This is a genomic window from Streptomyces griseofuscus (assembly GCF_014673495.1).
GTDB classification, from domain to species: Bacteria; Actinomycetota; Actinomycetes; order Streptomycetales; family Streptomycetaceae; genus Streptomyces; species Streptomyces murinus.
The window spans coordinates 8059436-8073167 of the sequence record NZ_CP051006.1 but is presented as its reverse complement, the minus strand read 5'-3'; the positions used below and the strand labels follow the sequence as shown (position 1 = coordinate 8073167).

Annotated in this window: 11 protein-coding genes and 1 pseudogene; 6 read left to right on the top strand and 6 right to left on the bottom strand. The window is 71.5% G+C overall.

The window, feature by feature from the left end; all coding sequences use genetic code 11:
• Positions 1-6: 6 nt before the first annotated feature.
• On the bottom strand, positions 7-609 hold the full coding sequence (locus HEP81_RS36585; protein ID WP_037654000.1) for a nitroreductase family protein: 603 nt from the start codon (positions 607-609) through the stop codon (positions 7-9).
• Between the two features lie 61 nt (positions 610-670).
• Positions 671-1591, bottom strand: a complete 921-nt coding sequence (locus HEP81_RS36580) for an NADP-dependent oxidoreductase (protein WP_037653999.1) — start codon at positions 1589-1591, stop codon at positions 671-673.
• A gap of 118 nt (positions 1592-1709) precedes the next feature.
• Between HEP81_RS36580 and HEP81_RS36575 the strand changes: the two genes are divergently transcribed.
• Positions 1710-2084: a MerR family transcriptional regulator gene (locus HEP81_RS36575; RefSeq protein WP_037653997.1), complete on the top strand. Its 375-nt coding sequence runs from the start codon at positions 1710-1712 to the stop codon at positions 2082-2084.
• Positions 2085-2092: 8 nt separating this feature from the next.
• Here HEP81_RS36575 and HEP81_RS36570 read toward each other — a convergent pair whose 3' ends face one another.
• Both HEP81_RS36570 and HEP81_RS36565 read right to left on the bottom strand, forming a co-directional pair.
• The gene (locus HEP81_RS36570; protein WP_157854397.1) at positions 2093-3532 is read right to left on the bottom strand and encodes a TetR/AcrR family transcriptional regulator; all 1440 of its coding nucleotides are present in this window, start codon (positions 3530-3532) and stop codon (positions 2093-2095) included.
• A 46-nt stretch (positions 3533-3578) separates the two neighbouring features.
• Positions 3579-4727 carry an acyl-CoA dehydrogenase family protein gene (locus HEP81_RS36565; protein WP_037653996.1) on the bottom strand — a complete coding sequence of 383 codons (1149 nt, stop codon included), beginning with the start codon at positions 4725-4727 and terminating at the stop codon, positions 3579-3581.
• 285 nt (positions 4728-5012) lie between these two features.
• Here HEP81_RS36565 and icmF point away from each other — a divergent pair, with 285 nt between their 5' ends.
• Entirely contained in the window at positions 5013-8243 is a 3231-nt protein-coding gene (gene icmF / locus HEP81_RS36560) for a fused isobutyryl-CoA mutase/GTPase IcmF (RefSeq protein ID WP_037653995.1), read from the top strand.
• A 55-nt stretch (positions 8244-8298) separates the two neighbouring features.
• On the opposite strand, the gene HEP81_RS36555 is transcribed toward icmF, so the two are convergent.
• Together HEP81_RS36555 and HEP81_RS36550 are read right to left on the bottom strand one after the other, a co-directional pair.
• Positions 8299-9924 (bottom strand): multicopper oxidase family protein, encoded by a 1626-nt coding sequence (locus HEP81_RS36555; RefSeq protein ID WP_037653994.1) that lies wholly within the window; start codon positions 9922-9924, stop codon positions 8299-8301.
• Between the two features lie 90 nt (positions 9925-10014).
• Positions 10015-10446, bottom strand: a complete 432-nt coding sequence (locus tag HEP81_RS36550) for a DUF6153 family protein (RefSeq protein ID WP_037653993.1) — start codon at positions 10444-10446, stop codon at positions 10015-10017.
• Between the two features lie 237 nt (positions 10447-10683).
• Between HEP81_RS36550 and HEP81_RS36545 the strand changes: the two genes are divergently transcribed.
• From HEP81_RS36545 to HEP81_RS36530, 4 genes and pseudogenes are all read left to right on the top strand, one after another.
• On the top strand, positions 10684-10977 hold the full coding sequence (locus tag HEP81_RS36545; RefSeq protein ID WP_190276069.1) for a heavy-metal-associated domain-containing protein: 294 nt from the start codon (positions 10684-10686) through the stop codon (positions 10975-10977).
• Between the two features lie 166 nt (positions 10978-11143).
• Positions 11144-12586 carry an MFS transporter gene (locus HEP81_RS36540; RefSeq protein WP_037653990.1) on the top strand — a complete coding sequence of 481 codons (1443 nt, stop codon included), beginning with the start codon at positions 11144-11146 and terminating at the stop codon, positions 12584-12586.
• A gap of 139 nt (positions 12587-12725) precedes the next feature.
• Complete coding sequence (locus HEP81_RS36535; protein WP_037653988.1) at positions 12726-13157, top strand: PLP-dependent transferase; 432 nt, start codon at positions 12726-12728, stop codon at positions 13155-13157.
• A 22-nt stretch (positions 13158-13179) separates the two neighbouring features.
• Positions 13180-13731, top strand: a pseudogene (locus tag HEP81_RS36530) (GNAT family N-acetyltransferase).
• The last annotated feature ends 1 nt before the right edge of the window (position 13732 follow it).

The following is a 13732-nucleotide window of genomic DNA, read 5'->3' as shown; positions in this document are numbered from 1 at the left end:
GCGGGCTCAGTCGTGCCGTCCCCAGTTCCCCCGGTGGATGACCTCCTCCGCGTCACGGCGCCGTGCTTCGACGCCGGGGCTCTGTGGGGGCAGGTCGGTGGCGCGGTAGCCGATGGTGAGGGCGCCGACGGGGTCGTACGCGTCGGGGATGCCGAACTCCTCGCGGAACGGCGGGATGTGTTCCGGCATGATGCCGAAGAAGCAGGCGCCCAGGCCCTCGTCGACGGCGCTCAGCAGCATGAGCAGGGAGGCCATGCCGGTGTCGATGTACCAGTAGGGCGCGGGCCAGCGGGCCTCGGAGCGGTCCGCCCAGCCCTTGCCCGGCTGGGCGTAGCGGTCCAGGTACGCCTCCTTGTGGGCCAGCGGCACCACGACCAGCGGAGCGTCCTGCATCGTCGGCGTCTTCTCCACCCGCACGGGCACGAAGGGCCAGAAGCGGGCGCGGTCCGCGGGGTCGGTCAGGGCGAGGAAGGCCCAGCCCTGGGAAAAGCCGGCCGAGGGGGCGCGCAGGGCGGAGGCCAGGATCCGCTCGACCACCTCGGGCGCCAGCGGCTTGTCGGAGTAGTGCCTGACCATGCGCCTGCGGCGGATCACCTCGGAGAATTCCATGGCGGCAGATCCTGCCACGAACGCCCCGCGCCGCCCGCCCGGTCCCGGCCACCGGCCGGGCTCAGAACAGCAGCACGACCTTGCCCGACAGACCACCGGCCTCGAACCGCTCATGGGCCGCGCGCACCTCCGACAGGGGATAGTACGCGGCCACCCGCACCTTCAGCCGCCCCGCGTCGACCAGGCCCACCAGTTCCGCCAGGTCCTTGCCGCTCTCCTGGACATAACTCTTCGCGGCGCCCGGGGCGTCCGGCAGGGGCGCGTCGGAGACCGAGATGTACGACCCGCCGTCGGCGAGCGCCCGGGTGACGTCGACGCCCGCGGTGTCGAGCACCGCGTCGTACGCCCCCTGGGGAAGCTCCGCGACGGAGTGCGTCACGGTCGCGGCGCCGAACTCGCGCACGACTTCGGTGTGTTCGGGGCGGGAGACCAGCCCGTCGACCGACACCCCCGCCTGCCGGGCCAGTTGGACCGCCAGACCGCCCACCGCGCCCGCGGCCCCGGTGACCAGGAGCCGGGTGCGGCTCTCCGGGCGCAGCGCCGCGAGGGCCTGTACCGCCGTGGTCCCGGCGAGCGGCAGTGTCGCGGCCTCGGCCAGGGTGAGCGTCCTGGGGGCGTGGGCGAGCAGCCGTACCGGCAGGCGGACCAGTTCGGCCCAGGTGCCCAGGCCGGTGGCGACCTGCGCGGACATCGCGATCACCCGGTCGCCGACCGCGAACTCCGGCGCGGAACTCGCCACGACGATCCCGGCCAGGTCCCAGCCCAGCGTCGCCGGCAGGGCCGGGCCCACGTCCCAGGCCCGGGTCTTCCAGTCCACCGGGTTCAGACTGCTCGCGACGGTCCGCACCAGCACCTCACCCGCGGCCACGTCCGGCTCCGGCTTCCCGTCCGACGCCGGCCCCGACTCCGGCCCCGGGGCGGCGATCTCGCGCACCGTGAGCACCTCGGGCCCGCCGTGTGCTTCGATCCGCACTGCGCGCATGGCGTCAACTCCTCATCTTCCGGGCCGTGTTCCGGCCGGGCGGCGGCCGTCGTGGTCCCGCGTCGGAGCTCACGCTAAAGTCTGACATCGATGTGAGAGTCAAGCCGGGGAGGCCGCCATGCGGATCGGTGAGATGGTGCGGCGCACGGGGGTCAGCGAGCGACTGCTGCGCTACTACGAGGAGCAGGGCCTGCTGACGCCGGAGCGCCTGCCCAGCGGGTACCGCGTCTACGGGGAGCAGGACGTCGAGACGGTCCGCCGGATCCGCGCCCTGCTCGCAGCCGGACTCACCACGGACACCATCGCGAAGGTGCTGCCCTGTGTCCGCGAGGAGGGCGAGCGGCTGGTGCCGGTCTGCGCGGACCTCGTCGCGGGGCTGCGCGGGGAGCGGGAGCGGATCAGCCGGGCGATCGACGATCTCCAGGCGTCGCGCGCCCTGCTGGACATCGTGATCGAGGCGGGCCCGCAGCCGGTGGCGGCGGGATCGCGGTAGGCCGGACGTCACTCCGGCAGCGGACCGGCCTCCAACTCAAGGAGTTCGCAGCCCAGTTGATACAGAGCCCGGCCTATGCCCGGCCGGGTGGCGAGCCGGGGCGTGCGGGCCACGTCATTGACGACGGTGAGGACGGTCTGCACCCGCACGCGGGCCTCGGCCGGCGTCATGGCCGGGTGGACCGCGTGCAGCAGGTGCAGCCATTCGGCGATGTAGTCGCGCTGGAACTGCCGGGTGCGCAGCCGGTCCGCCTCCTGGAGGTGCTCGGCCTCGGTGGCGATCACGGTCACCAGATGCCGGGAGACCAGCGCCATGCGGATGTAGCGCCACACCAGGTGTCGTAGCGCGTCCGCGTGGTCCCGTGCCGGGGCGAGCACCTCGGCCAGGTCGACCCACAGCCGTTCGACGCCCCGGTGCACGGCGGTGGCGAGGAGGTCGTGCTTGCTGGCGAAGTGGTGGTAGATGCTCTGCCCGGCGATCCCGACGGCCGCGCCGGTGTCCTCCAGGCTGACCGAGGCGTAGCCGCGCTCGGCGAACAGCTCGGTCGCGGCGGCGAGCAGGGCCTCCCGGCGGGAGCGGTGGCGCAGGGTGCCGCGGGGCGCGTCGAGCCGGGGCTCACCGAGTCCGGGCGGGACCGATGTGGCCACGCGGTGCATCAGACGCGCGACGAGGTCCGGCGACGTCAGTTCCACCCGCTGGTAGGCGAGGCTCGCCGCCACCCCGAGCGTGCCCCAGGACAGCAGCTCGGTGTGGGCGGGGTCCAGCTCCGGCCGGGCGGCGGTCAGCTGCCCGGCGAGGGTGCGCCGGGCCGCGTGCAGCCGGCGGGTGAGTTCCGCGTACTGCTCGGCGGGCAGATGCCGGGCCTCGCGCTGCCAGAGCACACCCAGTTCGCGCCGGGCGAGCGCGGACTCGGCGAAGTCCCGTACCAGGACGTCGAGTTCGCCGGGCCCGGCCGGGTACAGGCCGGCCAGACAGGAGTCGAGGGCCTCGGAGACGACGGCGTGCAGCAGTTCCTGCTTGCCGCCGAAGTGCCGGTACAGGGCGGAGGGGCCGATGCCCACGGCCGCCGCGATGTCGCTCATCGCCGCGTTGGCGTAGCCGTCCCGGGAGAACAGCTCGCGCGCGGCGGCGATGATCAGCTCCCGGCGATTGCGCGGCCGCGTCGCCCGCACGAGCGGGGCGGCGGGCTCCGCACCGGGTCCCGCCGCGGCCGTAGCGCCGGGGCCGACCGACTCGACACCGGACCCCACCGTCGCCGTACCACCGGAGCCGACCGACTCGACACCGGACCCCACCGTCGCCGTACCACCCGGAGCCGCCGTCTCCACACCGGCGGCTGCCACCGCCGTACCAGCCGACGCGACCGATTCCACGCCGGCCCTCGTCGCCGCACCACGCGGCGCGAGCGGCTCCACGCCGGTCCCCGGCTCCGTCCCGACCTCGATCATCACCGGCACCTCCAGACAGCGAGCCGACTCATCCTGGACCGGCTGTCTAGCCGAGTTCCAGCGAACGGCCGACGATCTCCTTCATGATCTCGGTCGTGCCCGCGTAGATCCGGCTCACCCTACTGTCCTGCCAGGCGCGCGCGATCGGGTACTCCAGCATGTAGCCGTATCCGCCGTGCAGCTGGACGCAGGCGTCCATGACCCGGCCCTGCAACTCGGTGCACCACCACTTGGCCTTGGCGGCGTCGACGACCGTCAACTCACCCGAGTTCAGGGCGAGTACACAGCGGTCGAGGTAGTGCTGGGCGATCTCGATCTCGGTGTCCAGCTCGGCGAGCCGGTGCCGGATCACCTGGAGGGAGCCGATCGGCTTGCCGAACGCCTTGCGCTCGCGCACGTACTCGACGGTCCAGTCGAAGGCCGCCACCGCCTGCGCCAGGCCGGCGATCGCGACCGACATCCGCTCCTGCGCGAGATTGCGCGTCAGGGCGAAGAAGCCCTCGCCCTCCGCGCCCAGCAGGTTGGCCGCCGGCACCCTGGCGCCGGTGAAGACCAGCTCGGCGGTGTCCTGGGCGTGCAGACCGACCTTCTCCAGCTTGCGGCCGCGCTCGAAGCCCGGGGTGCCGCGCTCCACGACGATCAGGCTGAGCCCGCGGTGCGGGTGCTCGCCGGTGCGCACGGCGACGACGACCAGGTCCGCGTTGATGCCGTTGGTGATGAACGTCTTCGCGCCGTCGATGACGTAGTGGTCGCCGTCGCGGACCGCCTTGGTGCGGATGCCGGACAGGTCGGAACCGGTGCCGGGCTCGGTCATCGCGACCGCCGTGATCGTCTCACCGGAGGCGATGCCGGGCAGCCAGCGCGCCTTCTGCTCGTCGTTCGTCTGGTCGAGGAAGTAGGGCAGGACCACGTCCGCGTGCAGGGTCGGTCCGAGGATCGCCGGGATGGCGCCCACCCGCGCGCCCTCCTCGTGCAGGATCGTGTTGTAGCGGAAGTCCTTGATCCCCGCGCCGCCGAACTCCTCTGGCACGGCGATGCCGAGCGCGCCGAGTTCGCCCAGACCGGTGAACAGCTCACGGGGCACGATGCCCGCCTTGTCCCAGTCCGCGTAGTGCGGCACCACATGCTTGGTGATGAAGGCCCGCACGCTCTCGCGGTAGTCCTCGTGCTCGGCTTCGAAAAGGGTTCGCTTCATGATCAGCTTTCTCAGAGGGATCGTGAACCGCGGCGGTGCCGTCGTGCGACCGAATGCGCCAGCGGAGACTACTCGGGATTCACTTGCGGCGAAAGTGGTGAACTGGCGGCGGGCGGAGCGGGGCGACCGGAACCCGTTGCGCCGCACCCGCACACTGATCCGGATTCACAAAGAGGTGTCGCCGAGTGTGCCGCTGCTCACATCCGGACCGACTACTGCGTTTTACTAGGACGTCCTAGTATTTATCTGATCAGCGTCCCCTCGACCTGTCCCGGAAGGCCCCCGATGAGCGAACTGCACTCCCCCGTGCACCCCGTACGCCTGGTCACCGCATCCGCTCTGTTCGACGGGCACGACGCGTCGATCAACATCATGCGGCGCATCTTCCAGTCCCAGGGCGCCGAAGTGATCCATCTCGGGCACAACCGGTCGGTGCAGGAGGTCGTGAACGCGGCGCTGGAGGAGGACGCGCACGGCGTGGCCGTCTCCTCGTACCAGGGCGGCCATGTCGAGTACTTCGAGTACCTGGTCGAGTCGCTGCGCGAGCGGGGCGCGGAGCACATCCGGGTGGTCGGCGGCGGAGGCGGCGTGATCGTGCCCGAGGAGATCACCCGGCTGCGCGCGCACGGGGTGACCATCTTCTCGCCCGAGGACGGCCAGCGGATGGGCCTCGCCGGAATGATCAACTCCGTCGTACGGGACTGCGACTTCGACCTGTGGGAGGGCAAGCCCGCCGACGCGGACGCCGTGCTCGCGGGCGACCGGTTCGCCACCGCCCGGGCCATCACGGGCGCCGAACTCGGCAAGCTGCCACCGGAGTTCCTCGCCCGGCTGCGGACCGCCGCGGCCGGCCGGGTGGTGCCGGTGCTCGGTATCACCGGCACCGGCGGTTCCGGCAAGTCCTCGCTGACCGACGAGCTGGTGCGCCGCTTCCGCGTGGACCAGCAGGACAAGCTGCGCATCGCGGTGATCGCGGTCGACCCGACCCGCCGGCGCGGCGGCGGCGCCCTGCTCGGCGACCGGATCCGGATGAACTCCCTGGACGGCAACAGGGTGTTCTTCCGCAGCCTCGCCACCCGCGGCAGCCATGAGCTGCCCGCGCACCTCACCGATGTGATCGATGTGGTCAAGGCAGCCGGGTACGACCTGGTGATCGTGGAGACCCCGGGCATCGGCCAGGGCGACGCGGCGATCGTGCCGTTCGTCGACACCTCGCTGTACGTGATGACGCCGGAGTTCGGCGCCGCGTCCCAGCTGGAGAAGATCGACATGCTCGACTTCGCCGACGTGGTCGCGGTCAACAAGTTCGAGCGGCGCGGCGCCAAGGACGCGCTGCGCGATGTGAGCCGCCAACTGGTGCGCAACCGCGAGGCGTTCGACAAGCGGCCCGAGGAGATGCCGGTGTACGGCACCTCGGCCGCGACCTTCCACGACGACGGGGTCACCGCGCTCTTCCAGCATCTGAAGTCGGCCCTGGACGAGAAGGGGCTGCACCTCCAGGAGGGCACCCTCGCCCCCGTCGATGTGCGCCACTCCTCCGGCATCCGCCAGGTGGTGCCCGCCGACCGCGTGCGCTACCTCGCCGAGATCACCGAGGCGGTCCGCGCGTACCACGCCGAGACCGAGGTGCTCGCCGAGGCGGCCCGGCGCGTCCAGCGCCTGGACCTGGTCAAGGGCGAGCTGGCGGCGGCCGGTTCGGACGCGGACAATGTGGACGCGCTGCTCACCGAGGCCCGCAGGCAGCTGCCGCACGAGGTCGGCGAGCAGATCGAGAACTGGCCCGCCGTCGTGGCGTCGTACTCCGGTGACGAGCAGGTCGTGAAGATCCGCGACCGGGAGATCCGCACCAAGCTGACCCGCGAGTCGCTGTCGGGCAACAAGGTCCCCCGGGTGGCGCTGCCCCGGTTCACCGACCACGGGGAGCTGGTGCGGTTCTGGCGGCGGGAGAACCTGCCCGGCTACTTCCCGTTCACCGCGGGCGTGTTCCCCTTCAAGCGGGACGGCGAGGACCCGGCGCGGATGTTCGCGGGCGAGGGCGATCCGTTCCGCACCAACCGGCGCTTCAAGCTGCTCTCGGAGGGGCAGCCCGCCACCCGGCTGTCCACCGCCTTCGACTCGGTCACCCTCTACGGCCGCGACCCGGGCGAGCGCCCCGACGTCTACGGCAAGGTCGGCACCTCCGGTGTCTCGGTCGCGAACCTGGACGACATGAAGGCGCTGTACGACGGCTTCGACCTGATCGCGCCGACGACCTCGGTGTCGATGACGATCAACGGCCCGGCGCCCACCGTGCTGGCGTTCTTCCTCAACACCGCGATCGACCAGCAGATCGAGCGGTTCCGCGCCGCCGAGGGCCGCGATCCCTCGGCCGAGGAGGCGGAGCAGCTGCGCGCCCACGCGCTGGCGAGCGTGCGGGGCACGGTGCAGGCCGACATCCTCAAGGAGGACCAGGGCCAGAACACCTGTCTGTTCTCGACCGAGTTCTCGCTGCGGATGATGGCGGACATCCAGGAGTGGTTCATCGCCCACAAGGTCCGCAACTTCTACTCGGTGTCCATCTCCGGCTACCACATCGCCGAGGCGGGCGCGAACCCGATCAGCCAGCTGGCGTTCACCCTGGCCAACGGCTTCACCTACGTGGAGGCGTATCTGGCGCGCGGCATGGACGTGGACGACTTCGCGCCGAACCTGTCGTTCTTCTTCTCCAACGGCATGGACCCCGAGTACTCGGTGCTCGGCCGGGTCGCCCGCCGGATCTGGGCGGTCGCGATGAAGCGGAAGTACGGCGCCAACGAGCGCTCCCAGAAGCTCAAGTACCACGTCCAGACCTCGGGCCGCTCCCTGCACGCCCAGGAGATGGACTTCAACGACATCCGCACCACGCTCCAGGCGCTCATCGCCATCTACGACAACTGCAACAGCCTGCACACCAACGCCTATGACGAGGCGGTCACCACCCCGACCGAGGAGTCCGTCCGCCGGGCGCTGGCCATCCAGCTGATCATCAACCGCGAGTGGGGCCTCGCGATGAACGAGAACCCGCTCCAGGGGTCGTTCATCATCGACGAGCTCACCGACCTGGTCGAGGAGGCGGTGCTGCTGGAGTTCGAGCGGATCAGCGAGCGCGGCGGTGTGCTCGGCGCGATGGAGACCGGGTACCAGCGCGGCCGCATCCAGGACGAGTCGATGCTCTACGAACAGCGCAAGCACGACGGTTCGCTGCCGATCATCGGCGTCAACACCTTCCGCAACCCGCACACCGAGGGTGCCGAGCCGGGCGCCATCGAGCTGGCCCGTGCCACCGAGCAGGAGAAGCGCTCCCAGCTGGAGCGGGTCCATGACTTCCAGGCCCGGCACCAGCAGGAGGCGCACACCGCGCTGAACGCCCTGAAGGCGGCGGCGGTCGCGGGCGACAACGTGTTCTCGGTGCTCATGGACGCCGCGCGGGTGTGCACCCTCCAGCAGATCACCGAGGCGTTCTTCGAGGTGGGCGGCCAGTACCGGCGCAACGTCTGACGCACAGGAGGGGGGTGGTGCGGGCCGGGCGACCCGCACCACCCCCCTCGCGCTGTCACGCCTCGTACGCCAGCAGCGCCATCATCCCCGCCTCGCCGTGGTAGGCGTTGTGGCAGTGCAGCATCCACTGGCCGGGGTTGTCGGCGTCGAAGTACACGGACACCGTGCGTCCGGGCAGCACGATGGTGGTGTCCTTGCGCGGGCCGCCCGTACCGAGCTGGTAGGTGTGCCCGTGCAGATGCATCGGGTGCCACATGTCGGTCTTGTTGACGAAGTCCAGCCGGACCCGCTGCCCCTGCTCGACCAGGACGGGGTCGGCGGTGGGGTGCTTCATGTCGTACCGCCTGCCGTTGATGCCCCAGTCGTACCCGGCCATCCCGCCGGTGAGCTCGATCCGGTGGACGCGGTCGGTCCTCCTCGTGTCCAGGCGGACGTCGTCGGCGGCCTTCAGCCCGGCGGCGTTCATGATCATGCCGTCCAGCTCCTTCGGGCGGACGGTCGCCCTCGGCGCGGCACCGGACCCGGTGCGCACCAGCGCCAGACCGCTCGCGTCCTTGCCCTCGGCGAGGGCGACCAGCGGGAAGACCCCGTCGGCGAGCGTGACCAGGACGTCGTACCGCTCCCCCATGCCCACCAGCAGCGCGTCGACCTGCTGATGGGCAACCGGGAAGCCGTCCGTGTGGGTGATGGTCAGCTTGTGGCCGCCGAGCGCGACGCGGTACGCCGTGTCGCCGCCGGCGTTGACGATGCGCAGCCGTACCCGCTTGCCGGGCTTGCCGGTGTAGACGTCGGGGTCGCTCGGCATCCGGCCGTTGACCAGGTGGTACGGGTACTTGACGTCACCGGCGTCGCCGCCCAGCAGACTGCTCCGCGCGCCCATGAGCATGAACTTCATCGAGCCGGACGACGTCTTGCCGCCCCCCTTGCCCGTATCGCCGCCGCTCATGTCCATGCCGTCCATGTCACCCATGTCCATCCCGCCCATGTCGCCCATGTCATGGCCGGAGGAGCCGCCGTGCCCCGAGCCGCTCATGTCCATGTCGCCCATGCCATGGCTCAGTTCGGCGAGGACCTGGTCGGGGGTGCCGGTGACACCGTCGATCCAGTCGTCCAGGACGACGACCCATTCGTCGTCGTACGACAGCGGTTCCCTCGGGTCCTCCACGATCAGCGGGGCGTGCAGTCCCCGGTCCAGCTGGACGCCGACGTGGGGGTGGAAGAAGTAGGTGCCGGGGGTGTCGGCGAGGAAGCGGTAGGTGAAGTTGCGGCCGGCGCGCACCGCGTTCTGGGTGGCCGGGGGCACGCCGTCCATGTCGGCGCGCAGGGCGATGCCGTGCCAGTGGACGGACGTCGTGGTCCGGTCCGGGAGCTGGTTGGAGAGCTCGGCGGCCAGGGTGTCGCCGGCCGCCAGCCGGATCTCCTTGCCCGGGGTGCGGCCGCCGTAGGCCCAGCTCTTCGCCGTCACCTTGCCGCCGAGGTCGAGCACGGCGGGCGCGGCGGTCAGGGTCACCTCGCGCACCTTGCCGCTGCCCTTGCGCTTCCGCTCGGTGGTCGCGACCACCTTGCTGTCGGGGCTCACCAGGGCCGGCGTGGACCCGGAGCCGCCGCACGCGGCGAGCGCTCCGGTCCCGGCGACGGCGAGACCGGCCAGCAGGGCGGAGCGACGGTTGATGCTGTTCATCTGTGATGCCTCTTCTCTCGATGCCGTTGACCTGCGCGCACGCGGCATCGCCCCCCCGGGGTACGGGGGAACGGGCCGCGCGGGAGCGGCCTAGATCAGCAGTCGGGAGAGGAGGGAGAGGTCCGGGGGCGCGCGGTGCGGGTTGCCCGGCAGACCGTGCCCGGCGAGGACGCCCCGCGGCGGAGCGGCCTGGACGGTGTGCGTCGGCACGGTCGGCGGGTCGAGCCACTGCGGTGAGCCGACGGCCCCCGAGGTGCAGTGCTGCATGTCGGCGCCGGAGCAGGCGCCGCCGGTGTCATGGTCCATGGCCGAGGTCAGGGCCTCGGCGGCCATGTCCTGGCCGGTCATGCGGTGTCCGGTGTGATCCGTGCCGGGCATCGCGCTCATGGCGGTCGCGGGTGCGGCGGGGGCCGGGCCCAGGTCGTGGTGGACCAGGACGACGAAGGCGGCGAGCAGGGCCAGGACGGCCGCCCACGACCGGCGCGCCGCGCCGCCGCGGGAACCGGTCCGCCGGTACGTCACCTGCCGCCCTCCCCTTTTCGAGGCCATGCCCGAGACCACACGATGCGGGACCACGTCCCGTCCGCCACAGGCTCCAGGCACGCCACTATACCCCCTAGGGGTACGACGTCCAGACGACCCTCCGAGATGACGATCAGATGACCAGATACCCCTGGGGGGTATATCGTTCTTGTTGTCGGAAGGCCGGGCGACCGCCCTTCCGCGGACCGAACCATGCTCACACCCGAGGAAGAGACCATGACCGAACAGACGAACTCCGGCTCCTGCTGCGGCTCCTGCGGCACCGGCGCGGCGACCGGCGTGCAGGTCCACGGCAGCGGCGTCACCACCGTGTACAAGGTCTCCGGCATGACCTGCGGCCACTGCGAGTCCGCCATCTCCAAGGAGGTCTCCGCACTGGACGGCGTCACCGCGGTCACGGCGGTCGCCGACACCGGCGAGGTCACGGTGACCTCCACCGCCCCGCTCGACCAGGAGGCCGTCCGCGCCGCCGTGGACGAGGCGGGCTACGAGCTCGCCGGCCAGATCTGAGGCTCCGCGCCGGCAGGGCGCGCAACCTCCGGGCGAAGGCCCCTCCAACTCCCAAGAGCTGGAGGGGCCTTCGCCTTTTTCGCGACCTCTTATATACCCCCCATGGGTATGCTACGGTGCAGCGCGACAGTACCCCCTAGGGGTATATAAAACGAAGGGTGGAGTCATGTCAGCGGTCAATCCCCGGCGTTGGTGGGCACTGGTCGTGCTCGCCGCCGCCCAGTTCATGGTCATCATGGACACGTCGATCATCGGGGTGGCGCTTCCCGAGATGCAGAAGGACCTCGGCTTCTCGCAGGGCGAGTTGCAGTGGGTCTTCAACGCCTACGTCATCGCCTTCGGCGGTCTGCTGCTGCTCGGCGGCCGGCTGTCCGATCTGCTCGGCGCCCGCAAGGTGTTCATCACCGGCTGGACGGTGCTGGTCGCCGGCTCGATCGTGACGGCCGCGGCGCAGAGCGCGTCCGTGGAGGTCGTCGGCCGCGCGGTCCAGGGCGTGGGCGGCGCGCTGATCGCGCCCTCGGCGATGACGCTGCTCATGATGCTCTTCGCCCACGACCCCAAGGAACTGGGCAAGGCCATGGCGCTCTACGGTGCCGCGGCGCCCGCGGGCGGTACCGCCGGTGTCTTCATGGGCGGTGTGTTCACCCAGTGGCTGAGCTGGCCGTGGGTGTTCATCATCTACATCCCGATCGGCCTCAGCACCCTCGCGGCCACCAAGCTGCTCCCGGCCGTCGGCGGCAGGCGCGGCGGCGGGGTGGACGTGCTCGGCGCCGTCTCCGTGACGGCGGGTCTCGCGCTCGCGGTGTTCGCCGTCGTGCGCGCCCCCGAGACCGGCTGGTCCTCGATGGGCACGGTGCTGGAGCTGGCCGGCGCGGTCGTGCTGCTCGCCCTGTTCCTCGTGATCCAGAAGACGGTGCGCGGGCCGCTGATGCCGCTCGGCATCTGGCGGGTGCCGCGCCTGGGTTCGGCGAACCTGGCGATGGCGCTGCTCGGCGCCGCGTGGATCCCGATGTGGTACTTCCTCAACCTGTACCTCCAGCAGGTCCTGGGCTACGGCGCGTTCGCGTCCGGCGCCGCGCTGCTCCCGATGACCGTGCTGCTGATGACCTTCATGACGGCCATCACGGCCCGGCTGCTCGCGAAGTTCGGCGCCAAGCCGTTGATCGGCGGCGGTCTGCTGGTCCTCGCGGCGGGTCTGGTGTGGCTGGCCCAGGTGCAGCCCACGGGCACCTTCGTGGTCGACGTCCTGCCCGCGTCGCTGGTCGCCGCCCTCGGCATGTCGCTCGCCTACATCCCCGCGATGATGGCCGCGATGTCCGGCGCCCCGCAGGAGCAGGCGGGTCTGGCCTCCGGCATCGTCAACACCACGTACCAGGTGGGTTCCGCCCTCGGCCTCGCGGCGCTGACCGCCGTGGCCACCTCGGAGGGCGCGGGAAAGCTGGGCGATCTGCCCGCCCTGACCGACGGCTTCAGCGCGGCGTTCATCTGGGCCGCGGCGATCGCCGCCGTGGGCGGTCTGGTCACGCTGCTCGCCATGCGGGGCGAGAACGCGGCGGCGCCACAGCCGGGCGCCGCACAGGAGGCATCCGGCGAACGGGCCGGTGTCTGACGGGCAGCACGCACGGCGGACCGGAACGGCGGCGACGGCCGAGCCCCGCCCCCCTGGACAACCAACCCCCTCAACGGGCCGTCCGGCCCCGGGCAACCGGAACGGGCGGCCCTGTCCCATGCACGGAAGGAGTCGTCCCATGGACATCCAGACCCGCGCCGTACAGGTGCGGCACGAACCCCCGACGAGCGGCGGTCGGCCGCTGAGCGTGCCGATCGTCCAGTCCTCGGCCTTCGCCTTCGACTCCGCCGCCGAACCGGCCGAGGCCATGAGCGGACCGGACGGGGCGTACGTCTACTCCCGGCGCGGCAACCCCGCCGTGCGGGCGCTGGAGCAGACGCCGGCCGGTCTGGAGGGCGGGGCCGCGGCGATCGCGTTCGCCTCCGGGATGGGCGCGGGCACCGTGCGGATGTCGGTCGGCATCGAGCATCCGGAGGACCTCTGGAGGGGAAGGTCCGTACGGCGGCGTTCACGGTGCACGTCACAGGGACGCGGAGTTCCGGGGCCCACGAGCACTGAGGGCCCGCCGCGGTCATGGAGCGGGCCTGTTACATTCGGCCGCGCCATATGATCACCCACGGACGGATGGACGGATGTTCCCGGAGACAGTGCTGCACACGGACCGCCTGCTCCTCCGCCCGTTCACGGCCGCCGACGCACAGGACACACAGGCGAGTTGCGCCGACGTGCTCACCCAGCGCTGGCTCCCGCTCCCCCGCCCGTACACCCTGGACGCCGCCGCCGCGTGGTGTGCGTCCGTCTCCCCCGGCCTGCGCGAGTCCGGTGACGGCATCCACTTCGCCGTCACCGACACCCGCGCCGACCGGCTGATGGGCACCGTCGGGCTGAAGAAGACCGACTGGCGGGGGCGGACGAGCGAGGTCGGCTAGTGGGTCTCCCCGTGGGCCCGCGGCCACGGCATCGCCGCCGAGGCGACTCGCGCCCTGGCCCAGTGGGCGCTGACCGACCACCGCTTCGAACGCCTCGAACTGCGTGCCGCCACCGCCAACACCGCCTCCCGGAAGACCGCCCTCGCGGCCGGCTTCCGGCACGAGGGCATCCTGCGCAACGCCGGGTTCGTGCATGACGGGCGGGTCGACCTGGTCCTGTTCTCACTGGTCGCGGACGACCTGAGGGGAAGCTGAG

Bases quoted from the DNA above. Each gene is read 5' to 3' on its own strand.
- HEP81_RS36585 (WP_037654000.1), bottom strand. From the start codon at position 609: ATGGAATTCTCCGAGGTGATCCGCCGCAGGCGCATGGTCAGGCACTAC.
- HEP81_RS36580 (WP_037653999.1), bottom strand. From the start codon at position 1,591: ATGCGCGCAGTGCGGATCGAAGCACACGGCGGGCCCGAGGTGCTCACG.
- HEP81_RS36575 (WP_037653997.1), top strand. From the start codon at position 1,710: ATGCGGATCGGTGAGATGGTGCGGCGCACGGGGGTCAGCGAGCGACTG.
- HEP81_RS36570 (WP_157854397.1), bottom strand. From the start codon at position 3,532: ATGATCGAGGTCGGGACGGAGCCGGGGACCGGCGTGGAGCCGCTCGCG.
- HEP81_RS36565 (WP_037653996.1), bottom strand. From the start codon at position 4,727: ATGAAGCGAACCCTTTTCGAAGCCGAGCACGAGGACTACCGCGAGAGC.
- icmF (WP_037653995.1), top strand. From the start codon at position 5,013: ATGAGCGAACTGCACTCCCCCGTGCACCCCGTACGCCTGGTCACCGCA.
- HEP81_RS36555 (WP_037653994.1), bottom strand. From the start codon at position 9,924: ATGAACAGCATCAACCGTCGCTCCGCCCTGCTGGCCGGTCTCGCCGTC.
- HEP81_RS36545 (WP_190276069.1), top strand. From the start codon at position 10,684: ATGACCGAACAGACGAACTCCGGCTCCTGCTGCGGCTCCTGCGGCACC.
- HEP81_RS36540 (WP_037653990.1), top strand. From the start codon at position 11,144: ATGTCAGCGGTCAATCCCCGGCGTTGGTGGGCACTGGTCGTGCTCGCC.
- HEP81_RS36535 (WP_037653988.1), top strand. From the start codon at position 12,726: ATGGACATCCAGACCCGCGCCGTACAGGTGCGGCACGAACCCCCGACG.